The sequence below is a fragment of the Escherichia sp. E2661 genome, assembly GCF_004745185.1.
Classification (GTDB): Bacteria; Pseudomonadota; Gammaproteobacteria; order Enterobacterales; family Enterobacteriaceae; genus Escherichia.
This window is the reverse complement of record NZ_PDIG01000004.1, coordinates 58658-77822: the sequence shown is the minus strand read 5'-3', so window position 1 is coordinate 77822 and position 19165 is coordinate 58658. Positions and strand designations below refer to the sequence as shown.

Below are 19165 nucleotides of genomic sequence, written 5' to 3'. Positions count from 1 at the left end.
GCGGAGACAGGAAAATGAGACTCGAGTTTTCAATTTATCGCTATAACCCGGATGTTGATGATGCTCCGCGTATGCAGGATTACACCCTGGAAGCGGATGAAGGTCGCGACATGATGCTACTGGATGCGCTTATCCAGTTGAAAGAGAAAGATCCCAGCCTGTCGTTCCGCCGCTCCTGCCGTGAAGGGGTATGTGGTTCCGACGGTCTGAACATGAACGGTAAGAATGGTCTGGCCTGTATTACCCCAATTTCGGCACTCAACCAGCCGGGTAAGAAAATTGTAATTCGCCCGTTACCTGGTTTACCGGTTGTCCGCGATTTGGTGGTAGACATGGGACAATTCTATGCGCAATATGAGAAAATCAAACCTTACCTGTTGAATAATGGGCAAAATCCGCCAGCTCGTGAGCATTTGCAGATGCCTGAGCAGCGCGAAAAACTCGACGGGCTGTATGAATGTATTCTCTGCGCATGTTGTTCAACCTCTTGTCCGTCTTTCTGGTGGAATCCCGATAAGTTTATCGGCCCGGCAGGCTTGTTAGCGGCATATCGTTTCCTGATCGATAGCCGTGATACCGAGACTGACGAGCGCCTCGACGGTTTGAGTGATGCATTCAGTGTATTCCGCTGTCACAGCATCATGAACTGCGTCAGTGTATGTCCGAAAGGGCTGAACCCGACGCGCGCCATCGGCCATATCAAGTCGATGTTATTGCAGCGTAATGCATAAACCGTAGGCCTGATAAGACGCGTAAGCGTCGCATCAGGCAACCAGAGCCGGATGCGGCGTGAACGCCTTATCCGGCCTACAAAAGAAATGCAGGAAATCTTTAAAAACTGCCCCTGACACTAAGACAGTTTTTAAAGGTTCCTTAGCGGACGCAGAAAACACGACAAGTCCGCAACAAGTGAACCCCGGCACGCACATCTGATATGAAATGTGCGTGGTAGTATCCACGGCGAAGTAAGCATAAAAAAGATGCTTAAGGGATCACGATGCAGAACAGCGCTTTGAAAGCCTGGTTGGACTCTTCTTACCTCTCTGGCGCAAACCAGAGCTGGATAGAACAGCTCTATGAAGACTTCTTAACCGATCCTGACTCGGTTGACGCTAACTGGCGTTCGACGTTCCAGCAGTTACCTGGTACGGGAGTCAAACCGGATCAATTCCACTCTCAAACGCGTGAATATTTCCGCCGCCTGGCGAAAGACGCTTCACGTTACTCTTCAACGATCTCCGACCCTGACACCAATGTGAAGCAGGTTAAAGTCCTGCAGCTCATTAACGCATACCGCTTCCGTGGTCACCAGCATGCGAATCTCGATCCGCTGGGACTGTGGCAGCAAGATAAAGTGGCCGATCTGGATCCTTCTTTCCACGATCTGACCGAAGCAGACTTCCAGGAGACCTTCAACGTCGGTTCATTTGCCAGCGGCAAAGAAACCATGAAACTCGGCGAGCTGCTGGAAGCTCTCAAGCAAACCTACTGTGGCCCGATTGGCGCCGAGTATATGCACATTACCAGCACCGAAGAAAAACGCTGGATCCAACAGCGTATCGAGTCTGGTCGCGCGACTTTCAATAGCGAAGAGAAAAAACGCTTCTTAAGCGAACTGACCGCCGCTGAAGGTCTTGAACGTTACCTCGGTGCAAAATTCCCTGGCGCAAAACGCTTCTCGCTGGAAGGCGGTGACGCGTTAATCCCGATGCTTAAAGAGATGATCCGCCACGCGGGCAACAGCGGCACCCGCGAAGTGGTTCTCGGGATGGCGCACCGTGGTCGTCTGAACGTGCTGGTGAACGTGCTGGGTAAAAAACCGCAAGACTTGTTCGACGAGTTTGCCGGTAAACATAAAGAACACCTCGGCACAGGCGACGTGAAATACCATATGGGCTTCTCGTCTGACTTCCAGACCGATGGCGGCCTGGTGCACCTGGCGCTGGCGTTTAACCCGTCTCACCTTGAGATTGTAAGCCCGGTCGTTATCGGTTCTGTTCGCGCTCGTCTGGACAGACTTGATGAGCCGAGCAGCAACAAAGTGCTGCCAATCACCATCCACGGTGACGCCGCAGTGACCGGACAGGGCGTAGTTCAGGAAACCCTGAACATGTCGAAAGCGCGTGGTTATGAAGTTGGCGGTACAGTACGTATCGTTATCAACAACCAGGTTGGCTTCACCACCTCTAACCCGCTGGATGCCCGTTCAACGCCGTACTGTACTGATATCGGTAAGATGGTTCAGGCACCGATTTTCCACGTTAACGCGGACGATCCGGAAGCCGTTGCCTTTGTGACCCGTCTGGCGCTCGATTTCCGTAACACCTTTAAACGTGATGTCTTCATCGACCTGGTGTGCTACCGCCGTCACGGCCACAACGAAGCCGACGAGCCGAGCGCAACCCAGCCGCTGATGTAATCAGAAAATCAAAAAACATCCAACGCCGCGCAAAATCTACGCTGACAAGCTGGAGCAGGAAAAAGTGGCGACGCTGGAAGATGCCACCGAGATGGTTAACCTGTACCGCGATGCGCTGGATGCTGGCGATTGCGTAGTGGCAGAGTGGCGTCCGATGAACATGCACTCTTTCACCTGGTCGCCGTACCTCAACCACGAATGGGACGAAGAGTACCCGAACAAAGTTGAGATGAAGCGCCTGCAGGAACTGGCTAAACGCATCAGCACGGTGCCGGAAGCCATTGAGATGCAGTCTCGCGTTGCCAAGATTTATGGCGATCGCCAGGCGATGGCAGCCGGTGAGAAACTGTTCGACTGGGGTGGCGCGGAAACCTCGCTTACGCCACGCTGGTTGATGAAGGCATTCCGGTTCGTCTGTCTGGTGAAGACTCCGGTCGCGGTACGTTCTTCCACCGCCACGCGGTGATCCATAACCAGTCTAACGGTTCCACTTACACGCCGCTGCAACATATCCATAACGGTCAGGGCGCGTTCCGTGTCTGGGACTCCGTACTGTCTGAAGAAGCCGTGCTGGCGTTTGAATATGGTTATGCCACCGCAGAACCACGCACCCTGACCATCTGGGAAGCGCAGTTCGGTGACTTCGCCAACGGCGCACAGGTGGTTATCGACCAGTTCATCTCCTCTGGCGAACAGAAATGGGGGCGGATGTGTGGTCTGGTGATGTTGCTGCCGCACGGTTACGAAGGGCAGGGGCCGGAGCACTCCTCCGCGCGTCTGGAACGTTATCTGCAACTTTGCGCTGAGCAAAACATGCAGGTGTGCGTACCGTCTACCCCGGCACAGGTTTACCACATGCTGCGTCGTCAGGCGCTACGCGGGATGCGTCGTCCGCTGGTCGTGATGTCGCCGAAATCCCTGCTGCGTCATCCGCTGGCGGTTTCCAGCCTCGAAGAACTGGCGAACGGCACCTTCCTGCCGGCCATCGGTGAAATCGACGAGCTTGATCCGAAGGGCGTGAAGCGCGTAGTGATGTGTTCTGGTAAGGTTTATTACGACCTGCTGGAACAACGTCGTAAAAACAATCAACACGATGTCGCCATTGTGCGTATCGAGCAACTCTACCCGTTCCCGCATAAAGCGATGCAGGAAGTGTTGCAGCAGTTTGCTCACGTCAAGGATTTTGTCTGGTGCCAGGAAGAGCCGCTCAACCAGGGCGCATGGTACTGCAGCCAGCATCATTTCCGTGAAGTGATTCCGTTTGGGGCTTCTCTGCGTTATGCAGGCCGCCCGGCCTCCGCCTCTCCGGCGGTAGGGTATATGTCCGTTCACCAGAAACAGCAACAAGATCTGGTTAATGACGCGCTGAACGTCGAATAAATAAAGGATACACAATGAGTAGCGTAGATATTCTGGTCCCTGACCTGCCTGAATCCGTAGCCGATGCCACCGTCGCAACCTGGCATAAAAAACCCGGCGACGCAGTCGTACGTGATGAAGTGCTGGTAGAAATCGAAACTGACAAAGTGGTACTGGAAGTACCGGCATCAGCAGACGGCATTCTGGATGCGGTTCTGGAAGATGAAGGTACAACGGTAACGTCTCGTCAGATCCTTGGTCGCCTGCGTGAAGGCAACAGTGCTGGTAAAGAAACCAGCGCCAAATCTGAAGAGAAAGCGTCCACTCCGGCGCAACGCCAGCAGGCGTCTCTGGAAGAGCAAAACAACGATGCGTTAAGCCCGGCGATCCGTCGCCTGCTGGCTGAACACAACCTCGACGCCAGCGCCATTAAAGGCACCGGTGTGGGTGGTCGTCTGACCCGTGAAGATGTGGAAAAACATCTGGCGAAAGCCCCGGCGAAAGAGTCTGCTCCGGCCGCGGCTGCTCCGGCGGCGCAACCGGCTCTGGCTGCACGTAGCGAAAAACGTGTCCCGATGACTCGCCTGCGTAAGCGTGTGGCAGAGCGTCTGCTGGAAGCGAAAAACTCCACCGCCATGCTGACCACGTTCAACGAAGTCAACATGAAGCCGATTATGGATCTGCGTAAGCAGTACGGTGAAGCGTTTGAAAAAACGTCACGGCATCCGCCTGGGCTTTATGTCCTTCTACGTGAAAGCGGTGGTTGAAGCCCTGAAACGTTACCCGGAAGTGAATGCTTCTATCGACGGCGATGATGTGGTTTACCACAACTATTTCGACGTCAGCATGGCGGTTTCTACGCCGCGCGGCCTGGTGACGCCGGTTCTGCGTGATGTCGATACCCTCGGCATGGCAGATATCGAGAAGAAAATCAAAGAGCTGGCAGTTAAAGGCCGTGACGGCAAGCTGACGGTTGAAGATCTGACCGGTGGTAACTTCACCATCACCAACGGTGGTGTGTTCGGTTCCCTGATGTCTACGCCGATCATCAACCCGCCGCAGAGCGCAATTCTGGGTATGCACGCTATCAAAGATCGTCCGATGGCGGTGAATGGTCAGGTTGAGATCCTGCCGATGATGTATCTGGCGCTGTCTTACGATCACCGTCTGATCGATGGTCGCGAATCCGTGGGCTTCCTGGTAACGATCAAAGAGTTGCTGGAAGATCCGACGCGTCTGCTGCTGGACGTGTAGTAGTTTAAGTTTCACCTGCACTGTAGACCGGATAAGACATTATCGCCTTCTCCGGCATTTGAAGCCTGATGCGACGCTTAACGCGTCTTATCAGGCCTACGGGGATCACCGATGTAGGTCGGATAAGGCGCTCGCGCCGCATCCGACAAGCGATGCCTGATGCGACGCTTACGCGTCTTATTAGGCCTACGGGTGACCGACAATGCCCGGAAGTGATACGAAATATTCGGTCTACGGTTTAAAAGATAACGATTACTGAAGGATGGACAGAACACATGAACTTACATGAATATCAGGCAAAACAACTGTTTGCCCGCTATGGCTTACCAGCACCGGTGGGTTATGCCTGTACTACTCCGCGCGAAGCAGAAGAAGCCGCTTCAAAAATCGGTGCCGGTCCGTGGGTAGTGAAATGTCAGGTTCACGCTGGTGGCCGCGGTAAAGCGGGCGGTGTGAAAGTTGTAAACAGCAAAGAAGACATCCGTGCTTTTGCAGAAAACTGGCTGGGCAAGCGTCTGGTAACGTATCAAACAGATGCCAATGGCCAACCGGTTAACCAGATTCTGGTTGAAGCAGCGACCGATATCGCTAAAGAGCTGTATCTCGGTGCCGTTGTAGACCGTAGTTCCCGTCGCGTGGTCTTTATGGCCTCCACCGAAGGCGGCGTGGAAATCGAAAAAGTGGCGGAAGAAACTCCGCACCTGATCCACAAAGTTGCGCTTGATCCGCTGACTGGCCCGATGCCGTATCAGGGTCGCGAGCTGGCGTTCAAACTGGGTCTGGAAGGTAAACTGGTTCAGCAGTTCACCAAAATCTTCATGGGTCTGGCGACCATTTTCCTGGAACGCGACCTGGCGCTGATCGAAATCAACCCGCTGGTCATCACCAAACAGGGCGATCTGATTTGCCTCGATGGCAAACTGGGCGCTGACGGCAACGCACTGTTCCGCCAGCCTGATCTGCGCGAAATGCGCGACCAGTCGCAGGAAGATCCGCGTGAAGCACAGGCTGCACAGTGGGAACTGAACTACGTTGCGCTGGACGGTAACATCGGTTGTATGGTTAACGGCGCAGGTCTGGCGATGGGTACGATGGACATCGTTAAACTGCACGGCGGCGAACCGGCTAACTTCCTTGATGTGGGCGGCGGTGCAACCAAAGAGCGCGTAACCGAAGCGTTCAAAATCATCCTCTCTGACGACAAAGTGAAAGCCGTTCTGGTTAACATCTTCGGCGGTATCGTTCGTTGCGACCTGATCGCTGACGGTATCATCGGCGCGGTAGCGGAAGTGGGTGTTAACGTACCGGTCGTGGTACGTCTGGAAGGTAACAACGCCGAACTCGGCGCGAAGAAACTGGCTGACAGCGGCCTGAATATTATTGCAGCAAAAGGTCTGACGGATGCAGCTCAGCAGGTTGTTGCCGCAGTGGAGGGGAAATAATGTCCATTTTAATTGATAAAAACACCAAGGTTATCTGCCAGGGCTTTACCGGTAGCCAGGGGACTTTCCACTCTGAACAGGCCATTGCATATGGCACTAAAATGGTTGGCGGCGTAACTCCAGGTAAAGGCGGTACTACCCATCTCGGCCTGCCGGTGTTCAACACTGTGCGTGAAGCTGTTGCTGCTACTGGCGCTACCGCTTCTGTTATCTACGTACCAGCACCGTTCTGCAAAGACTCCATTCTGGAAGCTATCGATGCAGGCATCAAACTGATTATCACCATCACTGAAGGCATCCCGACGCTGGATATGCTGACTGTGAAAGTGAAACTGGACGAAGCAGGCGTTCGTATGATCGGCCCGAACTGTCCGGGCGTAATCACTCCGGGTGAATGCAAAATCGGTATCCAGCCGGGTCACATTCACAAACCGGGTAAAGTGGGTATCGTTTCCCGTTCCGGTACATTGACCTATGAAGCGGTTAAACAGACCACGGATTACGGTTTCGGCCAGTCGACCTGTGTCGGTATCGGCGGCGACCCGATCCCTGGTTCTAACTTTATCGACATCCTCGAAATGTTCGAAAAAGATCCGCAGACCGAAGCGATCGTGATGATCGGTGAGATCGGCGGTAGCGCTGAAGAAGAAGCGGCTGCGTACATCAAAGAGCACGTTACCAAGCCAGTTGTGGGTTACATCGCTGGTGTGACTGCGCCGAAAGGCAAACGTATGGGCCACGCGGGTGCCATCATTGCCGGTGGTAAAGGGACTGCGGATGAGAAATTCGCTGCTCTGGAAGCCGCAGGCGTGAAAACCGTTCGCAGCCTGGCGGATATCGGTGAAGCACTGAAAACTGTTCTGAAATAAATATCTGTAATAAGAAATAGCCCTCGCCGCTTCCCTCTACAGGAATGGCGAAGGGCTGTCGGTTTCGACATGGTTGGCCATCTTATGATGGCCTTTTTTATGCCTTAAACGTTAACCACGGTCGAAATCTGACCGCATGTTGAATTAATCCGGCTGCTTGTTGGGCTTCGATAACCGGACCAATATCTTTATAAGCAGCTGGCGCTTCTTCAAGACGTCGTTCTTCGCGCAATGTGACGCATTGCCACGGCAGCGCTGACTCTTCAGTCGCGCGTGAGCGCATGGTCTGCCGACGCTGGCTGCGTCCTGCTCCGTGACTGCATGACCACAGCCACTGCGGGTTGCCGCAACCGACCGCAAGCCACGAATAATCGCCCATTGATCCGGGGATTAACGCCAGATCGCCCACGCGTGCCGGCGTTGCGCCTTTGCGATGAATATTCATTTCATGCTCGCGAAGGATGATGTTATGCGGCACATCCACCACCAGATGTGAATCATCCTGATGGAATAAATCGGCAAAACATACGCGAACCATTTCCGCAATGGTCACGCGATTTAACCACGCGTAACGCGCCGCCATTCCCATAGCCTGCAGGTATTCCTCCGCCAGCTCACCGCCCAGAGCATATAATCCGCTTTGTGGATGTTTATGCCCGGCGGGCTAGGCTGCACGGGCGCGATCCATCCAGCGTCGTCCGACGTAAAAGCCGACATCTCGCGATCCGCTATGGATCATCACCACGATATCGCCCATTTTCAGCCCTTGTTGCCAGGCCACATGGCGATCGACCACGCTATCAACCACCTGAAGTTCAATAAAATGATTACCTGAACCCGGCGTACCAAGACAAGGATCGCGGAGTAATGCGCGGTCCGTTGCCAGCAGGGCGGGTGGGGCATAACGCGAATGACTGTTATGCTCGTTCAGCCCAATGCAGCGATCAATCTCTTGCATCATCCGGGGGATATTCGTGCGTGTCCAGAGACCCGCTGATGGCAAGGCCGACACACAATTTGCCGGTCCGCCATCAAAAAGCGCGGTGAACGCTCGTGCGGATAACGGAACATCGCGCTCATTTTGCAGTAGCACTTGTGTTAACCGCTGAGTGATGACGTCTTTATGCGCTTCGGCTTGCTCAAGTGTTAATCCAGTCGTCAGCAGTCGCATGCCACAAGAAATATCGGTGCCGATGGCGGCGGGAATGACTAAATCCGGCGTTGAGGCCACCACTGCGCCAACGGGGACGCCATTGCCGGGGTGAAAATCTGGCGTCGCGCACGTCTGGCGTACATAACCTGGATGATCTGGTAGCTTCACTTCTGCAAAATCAAGAAGTTGTGTCACTGCTTTTTCTTCTAGCGGCAGTTCGTCCGGCAGCAGTATGTGGGCTCTGGCTCCTGATGGACGAGATAATGAAACAATATTGTTGGCGCGGGAAAGTTGGATCCCTTTGCGCAGAAAGGCTTTATCAAGCCTCGAAAGATGATGCATAACGCTGTCCTGAAATATAGACGTTAATCAACCCCCTGTATTGCGAGGGTAATTTTGTCTTTCCGGTCAGCAGCCAGCAAAAGGGAAAGAAAACGCGTGTAGTGTATTCAGCAATGACGATAAATACAAGATAAAAATACAGATTGCCAAAGAGGGTTGTTGTTATAAAGGTGGTGAATTATCGACACCCGATTGTAAAATATGAAAGATGATAACTCCCAGAATATATATTTTAAGAGTTATTTTTACGCCTGTTCTTACGGCGGTAACTATCCATTGCTTGCCGTTTTTTAATTATCAAAGTGGGATAAAAACAAATGGATTATTAATGATAATAAAACATATCGTTATGACGAGCAATGAAGATCTTATTTTAAATATCATTGTGTTATGCGTGCTGTATGGTGTCGGGTTACCTGTTGTTACGCTAATGTCTGGTTGTTATTAACGCATTTCTCCGGATAATTAAATTACAGACATCTTGCAATCTCATCATATTCATATGTTCAAATGAGAAAATATTTTGCCAACAATATCACTTTTTCCAAAAGTTAAATTAAGCATATTGAAATCGCATACAAAGCGTTGGCAGTTTTTTTTGAATTTACATTCATGGTGAATATCCCATAACAAATGAAATTCACCAAGTGAATTAATAATGCGAAATTATAAACGGGGATTATATAAACCGTTTCTGTATTCCTTCGCTCATTTTTTCTGGGCGATGACAGCATTTAATTTTATCCAGTAACAGGAGAAGATTCATGAGTAAGCCTTCAGACCCTCGTATTGATACCAGCCGCGTCATCCATGCGCCACAAGGAACTCAACTGCATTGCAAAAACTGGCAGATCGAAGCTGCCTATCGGATGTTGCAGAACAACCTTGATCCCGACGTAGCCGAAAATCCACAGCATCTGGTGGTATACGGTGGCATTGGCCGCGCGGCGCGTAACTGGGAATGTTTCGACCAGATCCTCGAATCGCTCAAAAATCTCGAGCCTGATGAGTCGCTGTTGGTACAGTCCGGTAAACCCGTGGGCGTGTTTAAAACTCATACTGACGCGCCCCGCGTGCTGATTGCCAACTCTAACCTGGTGCCGCAATGGGCCAACTGGGATCACTTCAATGAACTGGATCGCAAAGGTCTGTTCATGTACGGCCAGATGACCGCGGGCTCGTGGATCTACATCGGTAGTCAGGGCATTGTGCAGGGAACGTTCGAAACTTTTGTCGAAGCAGGTCGCCAGCACTACAACAATTCGCTAAGTGGAAAATGGATCCTGACCGCGGGGCTCGGTGGTATGGGCGGTGCACAACCGCTGGCGGCGACTCTGGCAGGGGCTTGTTCATTAAATATCGAGTGCCAGCAAAGTAGCATCGACTTCCGTCTGCGTACCCGTTATGTCGATAAACAAGCGAAAGATCTTGATGATGCACTGGCGCTGATTAAATACCACACCGAACGCAAAGAAGCCGTTTCTATCGCGCTGCTGGGCAATGCAGCGGAAATTGTTCCTGAGTTGGTGAAACGTGCGCATCAGGGAGCGATCAAACCGGATCTGGTGACCGACCAGACCTCCGCTCACGATCTGGTCTATGGTTACCTGCCAATGGGCTGGAGCGTAGAACAATGGCGTGCTGCACAGCAAGATCCACAACAGCACGCCAGACTGCAAAAAGAAGCGGCACAGAGTTGCGTGGCGCATGTTCAGGGGATGCTGGACTTCCAGGCGATGGGGATCCCGGTTGTCGATTATGGGAACAACATCCGCCAGGTGGCTTTCAACGAAGGTCTGCAAAATGCCTTCGATTTCCCGGGCTTCGTTCCTGCTTACATTCGTCCCATGTTTTGTGAAGGCAAAGGCCCGTTCCGTTGGGTGGCGCTGTCTGGTGACCCGGAAGATATCTATAAAACCGATGCCAAAATTAAAGAACTATTCCCCAATAACGTACTGACCCATCGCTGGCTGGATATGGCGCGTGAGCGTATCGCCTTCCAGGGGCTTCCTTCACGTATTTGCTGGCTGGGGCTTGGTGAGCGTCACCTGGCGGGGCTGGCATTCAACGAAATGGTGCGCAACGGTGAACTAAAAGCACCGATTGTGATTGGTCGCGATCATCTTGATACCGGTTCTGTCGCCAGCCCGAACCGCGAAACTGAAAGCATGCTCGATGGCAGTGACGCGGTTTCTGACTGGCCGTTGCTCAATGGTCTGCTCAATACCGCAGGTGGCGCAACGTGGGTGTCTCTGCATCATGGCGGCGGCGTCGGGATGGGGTATTCACAACACGCCGGGATGGTTATTGTTGCCGATGGTAGCGAAGAAGCCGAAAAACGTCTGGCGCGTGTGCTGGTGAATGACTGCGCTTCCGGGGTTATGCGTCATGCGGATGCGGGTTATGAGGCGGCAATTGAATGTGCCAAAAATTATGGTCTGAAATTGCCGATGATTCGCTAAATATTAACGCTGTTATTTAATATTTGCGCTAATACAGGCGGGAAGTTATCCGCCTGTATAACAATAATTATCAAAAATATTCATTACATCGTCGAGAGAAATATCTCTCGACCCTCTATTGCTGTTTCAAAAAATGACCTCTCATTTTGCAGGAGACTTTTTCATGGAATCAAGCAGCCCTATCCGCAGTAAAAAACCAGTATTAGAATCAAATACGATTAACGCCGTTCCTGAGTCCGCTCGCCACGGCGCGCCCTCCAGCCAGTTTACTTTATGGCTAAGTGCTAACTTACAAATTACCGCCGTGGTGGACGGCGCGTTAGCGATTATTTTTGGCTCTGAAGCCATGTCAGCAATTATTGGTTTATTAATCGGTAATATTATCGGCGGCGCGGTTATGGCATTGCACTCGTCACAGGGGGCAAAGCTGGGATTACCACAGATGATCTCCAGTCGTATCCGCTTTGGCGTCAAAGGAGCGGCGCTACCGTTACTGATGGTGATTATTATGTATCTCGGATTTGCCGCGACGGGTACGGTATTATCCGGTCAGGCGATTAACCGGATATTTGGTTTTGAGTCAGCATCGACCGGAATTATTATTTTCGGCATGCTTACCGCGATGATCGCATTGGTCGGTTATAAACTTATTCACGTCGTTGGCCGTGTTGCAGGGATATTAAGTATTCTGGGGTTTATTTACCTGGCCACTCAACTTAGCGGTCACTACGATGTGGCTGCGGCATTTGGTCAAAAGCCATTTAGCTTATCGGTGTTCTTATTAACGATTGCACTCTCAGCCGGATGGCAATTAACGTTTGCACCATACGCCTCTGATTATTCCCGCTATTTACCCTCTGATACACCAGCAAAATCAATCTTCTTTGCCACCTTTCTGGGTACCACGCTTGGCGCGCAATGTGCCATGACTTTTGGCGTTCTTGTTGCTGCTTGCGGTGCTAACTTCCTGAAAGATCAGGTTGGTTTTATGGGCGATTTAGCCGGACCAACGTTTGCCATTCTGATTTATACGGTGATTGTTTGCGGCAAACTGACGGTTAACTGTTTGAATGCCTACGGCGGCTTTATGTCGATTCTGGCGACCGTCAGCGCCTTTAACAATCGCAGCCAGGTTTCACAGCGTGTTCGTGCTGCCTACGTTGTGGGCTTCGTGCTGTTGTCGATGGTCGTCGCGCTGGCGGCAAGCGCAGACTTTTTGAATAATTTCAAAAACTTCGTTCTGCTGCTGTTGACGGTATTTGTGCCGTGGAGCGCTATCAATCTCATCGACTACTACTTCATCTCACAAGGTAAAACCGATATTCCGGCACTTTATACCCCGGAGGGACGCTATGGCGCGTATAACAAAACCGCGTTGGTTTGCTACGGAATTGGTGTGCTGGTGCAGATCCCCTTCCTGAATCAAAAACTGTATCAGGGACCCATTTCTGTACTGATGGGCGGGGCGGATATTTCCTGGATTATCGGCTTGTTAATGACTGCCGTTATTTATTACCCGTGGGCAAAACGTACTACCAGCGTTCCTGCCCAGACTATTTATCCCGAGTCGTAAAATGGAACCAATGCTGATATCTGCAATGGATAAGCCCTTGCAACCGTGGCGCAACGGCGGGGGTTTTACGCGACAACTGCATGCCTGGCCTGATGATGAAAACTGGCTGTTACGCATCAGTATGGCCAATGTCAGCCAGGACGGCCCTTTTTCGGCGTGGCCTGGCGTGGTACGTGGCCTCGCCATTCTCGATGGGGAAGGGGTGAGGCTGACGTTTGCCGATTCGATAATCAACCTGCAACGTCACGATCCCGCCTTAATTTTTCCCGGAGAAGCCATGCCAGATTGCCAGCTGCTGGGCGGTGCAGTTCGCGATCTCAATGTCATGGCGCGGGAAGGCGATACGGGGATGTTGCGGGTGCAAAGTGCCGTTGACTGGCTTCCTCCGTCACTTGCGCAAGCGGGCCTGTTCACGCTGTGTGAAGGGGAGTGGATAAGCGGCGAGAAAAGGGTGTTTGTCGCGGCAAATATGTTGTTATGGCTGGTTGCGCCTGATGGCAAGCCCTGGCGTTTCGTACCACGGAAAAAAGTCTCCGTCGGTGAGCTGGCGGGCTGGTGGCTTTATTATCTACGAGGGGAAAAATCCTTATGAGTGCATTAACGCTCTGGCGAAATACCACGCTGGCGACGCTTTCCGCTAACGATTGGGGAGTGATTGAAAATGGTGCAGTAATCAGCCGTGGCGACACTATTGTCTGGCTTGGCAAGGCCACGCAGATCCCTCGCGAACTGACGGCTGACATTACAGAGGAACACGACCTGCAGGGTAAGTTGCTGACCCCCGGTATGGTGGATTGCCATACGCATCTGGTGTATGGCGGCCAGCGGGCGAATGAGTTTGAGATGCGGCTGCAAGGCGTGGCTTATGAAGATATCGCCAAAGCGGGCGGCGGGATCTTATCTACCGTCAATGCCACGCGGGCGGCCAGCGAAACACAACTGTTTGAACTGGCGGCGCAGCGACTACAAAACTGGTTGCGTGAAGGCGTCAGTACGCTGGAAATAAAATCCGGTTATGGCTTGACGCTGGAAGATGAAGCGCGCTGTTTGCGCGTTATCCGCCGCTTACAGGAATCTACAGGATTACGTATTCAGTCTACGTTTCTTGGGGCGCACAGCTTGCCGCCAGAGTTTGCTGGGCGCAGTGATGATTACATTACGGCGCTTTGCGACTGGATGGGCGTCTTACATGAACAGGGGCTGATTGATGCGGTTGACGCTTTTTGTGAAAACATCGCCTTTAGCCCAGACCAGGTACGGCGCGTTTTCAGTAAAGCGCAACACTATGGATTGCCTGTAAAACTGCATGCCGAACAGCTTTCTGACCAGCAAGGCGCTGCGCTGGCGGCGGCGTTTTCTGCACTCTCCTGCGATCATCTGGAATACCTTAGCGAGTCGGGGATCGCCGCCATGAAAATGGCTGGAACGGTGGCGGTACTGCTCCCCGGTGCTTATTACTTCCTGCGCGAAACCCATCTGCCGCCGATTGCCGCTTTGCGGGCAGCGGGCGTGCCGATTGCTATCTCCACGGACCATAACCCCGGAACGTCTCCCAATATGTCATTGCCATTGATGATCAATATGGCCTGTACGCTGTTTCGCATGACGCCGCTGGAAGCCGTTCAGGGCGTTATGCGTAATGCGGCAAAGGCACTTGGACTTATTGACCGGGGTGAACTTGCACCGGGATTACGGGCGGATATGGCGGTCTGGGATCTTAACCATCCACGTGAACTGGCTTACTGGTTTGGGCATCAGCCTTGCCAGGGGCTTATTGTCGGCGGAAAAAGGAGTTGGTAATGAAGCAAACATTATTGCCGTGGAGTGGGCGTGTTGACTCGCAGGAAATCGGCATCAGTACTCGCTGGCATCAGCATGTGCAACCGTTTAGTGAACAAAGCCACGGCGGTTGTTCGCTGATTGGTTTTGCCGTGGATGACGGGGTGCAACGTAATGGTGGGCGAGCGGGTGCAGCAGGCGGACCGGGCGCGTTGCGCAGCATGTTGGGCAATATGCCAGTGCACTGTGAAGGCGCTATTTTCGATATGGGCGATGTACAAAGCGAGGACCACGCGCTGGAATCCGCACAAAATCGTCTGGCGGCCAACGTATCTACAGCCATTGCGCGCGGCAGTTTACCGGTGGTTCTGGGTGGCGGTCATGAAGTGGCGTGGGGAACATTTCAGGGGATTATGCAGTCGCGTCCTGATATTCAGCGGTTACTGATTGTGAACCTTGATGCGCATTTTGATTTACGGATGGCGGAAAAAGCCAATTCAGGTACGCCGTTTCGTCAGATGCAAGAGTGGAACGCGCAGCATGGCAAACCGTTTAATTATCGCGTGCTGGGAATAAGTCGTTTTGCCAATACTCAGGCGTTATTTGAGCGCGCTGATTGTCTCGGTGTGCGTTATTGGCTGGAAGAATCTCTGCAATTTGAACGTGGTTTGCATGAGGTCGCTAATGCGATCTCTGCAGATATTCAGGCGTGTGACGCCATTTATTTAACGATTTGTCTCGATGTTTTACCCGGTTATCAGGCGCCCGGTGTTTCTGCGCCATCACCGCTAGGCGTGCCGTTAAATATTACTGAAGCCATTGTGAATTTAATCGCCGGTAGCGAGAAGTTGATTGCTGCGGATATTGCCGAACTTAACCCGGACCTGGACCGCGATAATTTAACCGCGAAAGTTGCCGCTCGCCTGGTGACCAGTATTGTCCGGCGGGGGAAAACAGATAGAACAAATTAAAACGTTGTCGCAGTAACCCGTTGTTAAACTCATCATGATAAGGAAACACAATGAAAGGATTGATACGAAGAGTCACTGTCACCGTTGTGCTCTGGAGCGTTTGCTCCATCGCGATGGCGAAATCAACCATTACTCTGGATGGCGAACATCTTTCCATTGACCAGGCCTGGTCAATTGCGTTAGGTGATAACGACGTCAAAATCGCGCTGAAAGCTCTGGACAGAATGGAAAAAAAGTTATGATCTGGTGATGACCGCCGCACATTCTGGAACACCCGTTTATGGTTTAACCGTAGGTGTGGGGCTAAATAAAGACCAGCCGATATTTGATGCCAAAGGAAATTTAACGCCTGAGGTGATTGACGCGTCGAAAAAATTTAATGCTGCCGCGCTGCGCGCCCATTCTGCGGGCGTTGGTCCGATGTTACCGGATTATCTGGCACGCCTTTCAATGGTATTACGTTTAAATACTATGCTGCATGGGCAAACCGGCGCGCAGCCTTATATTGCCGAGTTGTATGCCGAATTTATTAACCGCGGCGTTACACCGTTAATTCCGGCGCGGGGAAGCATCGGCGCAGCGGATATTATGCTCGCTTCGCACGTTGGTCTGGTGATGATGGGGGAATGGAAAGCCCGAGTAAATGGCGTGCAAATGAGCGGTGGTGACGCGCTGGCGAAAGTGGGACTTAAGCCACTGGTGCCGCAGGGTAAAGATATGCTGGCGATTTTGTCGAACAACAGCGTCGGGACAGCCTACGCGATCGAAGCAGTTCGTTCGGCACGTCAGTTGTTGAATGTCAGCCCGGTGGTTTTCGCTATGAGTCTGGAAGCGTTGAATGGTAACGTCGCACCGGTACTGCCGCAGTCAATTGCCGTGCGTCCTTTCCCGCAGTTGGCTGACTCTGCAAAAGAGATTCGCGATGCGTTAAACGGTTCATATTTATGGCATAAAGATGACAAACGTGCATTGCAAGATCCGTTATCGTTCAGAACTACGGTATATACCATTGCTGAATCAGTACGCGCTTTGCATGATGCTGAAGAGGTCATAACCGTACAAATCAACAGTTCCGATGACAACCCAGCAACAGTGCTGAATGCTGACAAGGCGTATCAGGACTCCAGTCAGGTCGCGCAATATTTTGTTAAAGATGGCGCAGTCAGCGGCGGGATCTTCCCGACGGCGAACTTCGAATCGTTACCTGTTGCGCTTGCCACTCAGCGTCTGACCGTGGCGCTGGTACATGTTTCGCATAACAGTATGCGTCGCTCGCTGCACCTGGAAGATGAGCACTTTACCGGTTTAACGCGCTTCCTGTCGGCACCCGGTAATAAAGGTCACGGCTTCGGTTCGCTGCATATTCCGTTTGTCGCGCTGCATGCGGAAAACGTCGATCTCGCCAATCCTGTTTCTTTCGATATTCAACCGGTTGCCGGAGGTATAGAAGATACCGGCGCCAATAATGACCACGCGGCCAGAAGATTGAAACAGGTTGTCGATAATCTGAACGTGATTTATGGCATTGAACTGATGCATTCCGCACAGGCTCTCGATTTACGGTTGCAGGCCAATCCACAACTGGCATTAGGGAAATCCACCAAAGCAATGTTTACCGAATACAGAAAAGTCGTGCCGTTTGTCGACCAGGATCGGGTCTTTACCCCAGATATTGCAGCTTCGCAAAAATTCTTAGAAGGATATGCTATAAATCAAAAATAAAATTTTTGTTGATTGTTTATCATAATATCCATAGATATGATGATTGCTATCAATTTAATAATCTTCACTTAACCTGAATCATAATAATCCGAAGGGCGTTTTTGCTTTTCGGATTATTATTATCTGATTGAGACAATTGTCACGCCGGGCTTGCTGGGTTATAAATATCGATCATGATTTTTATAAAATATCTATTGCTGCTTTGGTTGCCATTACTTAGCAATAAGTAATGGTTTTTTGATAGTTTAAACTATTTTTAAGGGACGGCATTATGAGAGGAAAAATACCCAAAACGGAACTGTTGGTAACTTTTGAGGTAGTCGCACGCCATGAAAGTTATACCAGAGCGGCAGAGGAGTTAGCGTTAACCCAAAGCGCAGTATTCAGGCAAGTTAGTGCACTGGAAGATTTTTTACATATATCATTATTTGCGCATTCTAAAAAAAGAATATTTCTTAATGATGCCGGAAAGCATTATCTGGGCATTGTTAAAGAAACATTGAATAAGCTTGAACGTGACACAAATACTATCATGACCTGGCAACCTACGGTTCAGGTTATTGAGCTTGCTGTCAATCCTACTTTCAGTACGCACTGGTTGATCCCCAATTTACGTGAGTTCAATAAATTGTATCCCGATATAATTGTCAATATTCACTCATTAGCTAATAACGGGGATTTTCTTAATCGGGAATACGATGCCGTCATTATGCGCGAAAATTTCTGTGCGCCCTGGTCGGAGGTAGAATATCTCTTTGAGGAAGAGATCCTGCCGGTATGCAGCGGCAGTTTACTTTCACTTCCTGACCAAAAACTGTCTGTTGCAGAGCTATTAAGTGAGCTACCACTGCTGCATCAAAGCACCCGTATTACTGGCTGGGAAGAGTGGTTTGCATTGTCTGGCGTTATCAGTCCGTTGGTGAATAACGGGCCACGTTTTGATTTACTTTCAATGCTGATTGCCGCCGTGCGATCTAATCTCGGCGTGGCGCTGTTGCCCCGGTTTGCAATTCAACACGATTTAGATAGCGGTGACATGGTGATTCCGTGTGATGTGCCTATTCGTACCGGCAATCGCTTTATTATGACGTGGCGGGAAGAGAAGGCTGATTATCCGCACTTGCAACTCTTTCGTGAGTGGTTGCTGGCAAAATCGGTCGTACCGGAGGAGATGTAAAACCTGCGCCTGGCGAGATGCCAGGCGCAGTCATTACCAGTCGATACCAGGCTGTGCCTGAATACCGTTATCAAAAGCATGCTTGACGGGGCGGATTTCGCTTACCGTATCCGCCATTTTTACTATCTCACTATGGCAGCCGCGTCCGGTGACAATGACGTTTTGCTGCGCCGGGCGATTTTGTAGCGAAGCGATCACTTCTTCGGTATCCAGATAATGGTAAGCCAGCATGTAGGTCAGCTCATCGAGCACCACTAAATCGTAACGGTCATCAGCCAGCATCCGCTTGCATTCAGACCAGACCTCTTTCGCCGCGTCGATATCCGCTTGCCGATTCTGTGTCTCCCAAGTAAAACCTGTTCCCATAATATGAAATTCAACGCCCAGTGGATGGAGAAGGTTATATTCGCCGTTGTCCCACTGTCCCTTGATGAACTGCGCAACGCCAACCGTTTTGCCATGACCTACGGCGCGCGTCACGGTACCAAAAGCGGCGGTGGATTTTCCTTTTCCGTTACCAGTGAAAACAATCAATATTCCTTTTTTCTCCGTCGCCGCCGCGATGCGTGTGTCGACCTGTTCTTTCAGTTTCTGCTGGCGCTGAATATGCCGTTCAGTTGAAATTCGCGCTTCCATTCACTTT

Annotated in this window: 12 protein-coding genes and 3 pseudogenes; 13 read left to right on the top strand and 2 right to left on the bottom strand. The window is 51.4% G+C overall.

Annotated features, from left to right (window positions below; all coding sequences use genetic code 11):
* The first annotated feature begins 14 nt into the window (after positions 1-14).
* The 5 genes and pseudogenes from sdhB (at position 15) to sucD (ending at position 7343) form a co-directional block, all read left to right on the top strand.
* Complete coding sequence (gene sdhB / locus CRI63_RS02940; protein WP_064528883.1) at positions 15-731, top strand: succinate dehydrogenase iron-sulfur subunit SdhB; 717 nt, start codon at positions 15-17, stop codon at positions 729-731.
* Positions 732-997: 266 nt separating this feature from the next.
* Positions 998-3799 (top strand): annotated as a pseudogene (sucA, locus tag CRI63_RS02935) (2-oxoglutarate dehydrogenase E1 component).
* A gap of 14 nt (positions 3800-3813) precedes the next feature.
* Positions 3814-5032 (top strand): annotated as a pseudogene (odhB, locus tag CRI63_RS02930) (2-oxoglutarate dehydrogenase complex dihydrolipoyllysine-residue succinyltransferase).
* Positions 5033-5307: 275 nt separating this feature from the next.
* Positions 5308-6474 carry an ADP-forming succinate--CoA ligase subunit beta gene (sucC, locus tag CRI63_RS02925; RefSeq protein WP_001048602.1) on the top strand — a complete coding sequence of 389 codons (1167 nt, stop codon included), beginning with the start codon at positions 5308-5310 and terminating at the stop codon, positions 6472-6474.
* Positions 6474-7343, top strand: a complete 870-nt coding sequence (gene sucD, locus CRI63_RS02920) for a succinate--CoA ligase subunit alpha (protein ID WP_000025458.1) — start codon at positions 6474-6476, stop codon at positions 7341-7343. Before sucC ends, sucD begins: the two co-directional genes overlap by 1 nt.
* 97 nt (positions 7344-7440) lie before the next feature.
* On the opposite strand, the pseudogene CRI63_RS02915 reads toward sucD, so the two are convergent.
* Positions 7441-8838 (bottom strand): annotated as a pseudogene (locus tag CRI63_RS02915) (RtcB family protein).
* Positions 8839-9602: 764 nt separating this feature from the next.
* On the opposite strand from CRI63_RS02915, the gene hutU reads away from it, so the two are divergent.
* The 8 genes from hutU to CRI63_RS02875 all read left to right on the top strand — a co-directional run bounded on the left by hutU (position 9603) and on the right by CRI63_RS02875 (position 18522).
* Positions 9603-11300, top strand: coding sequence for a urocanate hydratase (hutU, locus tag CRI63_RS02905; RefSeq protein WP_130214975.1), 1698 nt, complete (start codon positions 9603-9605; stop codon positions 11298-11300).
* Positions 11301-11463: 163 nt separating this feature from the next.
* On the top strand, positions 11464-12873 hold the full coding sequence (locus CRI63_RS02900; RefSeq protein ID WP_130214974.1) for a cytosine permease: 1410 nt from the start codon (positions 11464-11466) through the stop codon (positions 12871-12873).
* Between the two features lies 1 nt (position 12874).
* Complete coding sequence (locus CRI63_RS02895) at positions 12875-13465, top strand: HutD family protein (RefSeq protein WP_130222240.1); 591 nt, start codon at positions 12875-12877, stop codon at positions 13463-13465.
* The gene (gene hutI, locus CRI63_RS02890; RefSeq protein WP_135518449.1) at positions 13462-14673 is read left to right on the top strand and encodes an imidazolonepropionase; all 1212 of its coding nucleotides are present in this window, start codon (positions 13462-13464) and stop codon (positions 14671-14673) included. The genes CRI63_RS02895 and hutI overlap by 4 nt, the downstream gene beginning before the upstream one ends.
* The gene (gene hutG / locus CRI63_RS02885) at positions 14673-15623 is read left to right on the top strand and encodes a formimidoylglutamase (RefSeq protein WP_135518447.1); all 951 of its coding nucleotides are present in this window, start codon (positions 14673-14675) and stop codon (positions 15621-15623) included. Before hutI ends, hutG begins: the two co-directional genes overlap by 1 nt.
* Positions 15624-15673: 50 nt before the next feature.
* On the top strand, positions 15674-15865 hold the full coding sequence (locus tag CRI63_RS24185; RefSeq protein ID WP_240782709.1) for a hypothetical protein: 192 nt from the start codon (positions 15674-15676) through the stop codon (positions 15863-15865).
* 7 nt (positions 15866-15872) lie between these two features.
* Positions 15873-17345, top strand: a complete 1473-nt coding sequence (locus CRI63_RS02880; protein ID WP_240782708.1) for an aromatic amino acid ammonia-lyase — start codon at positions 15873-15875, stop codon at positions 17343-17345.
* Positions 17346-17616: 271 nt separating this feature from the next.
* Positions 17617-18522 carry a LysR family transcriptional regulator gene (locus tag CRI63_RS02875; protein WP_130222236.1) on the top strand — a complete coding sequence of 302 codons (906 nt, stop codon included), beginning with the start codon at positions 17617-17619 and terminating at the stop codon, positions 18520-18522.
* Positions 18523-18555: 33 nt separating this feature from the next.
* Here the strand turns inward: CRI63_RS02875 and cobO are convergent, their stop codons facing one another.
* Positions 18556-19158, bottom strand: a complete 603-nt coding sequence (cobO, locus tag CRI63_RS02870) for a cob(I)yrinic acid a,c-diamide adenosyltransferase (RefSeq protein ID WP_135381136.1) — start codon at positions 19156-19158, stop codon at positions 18556-18558.
* Positions 19159-19165: the final 7 nt, after the last annotated feature.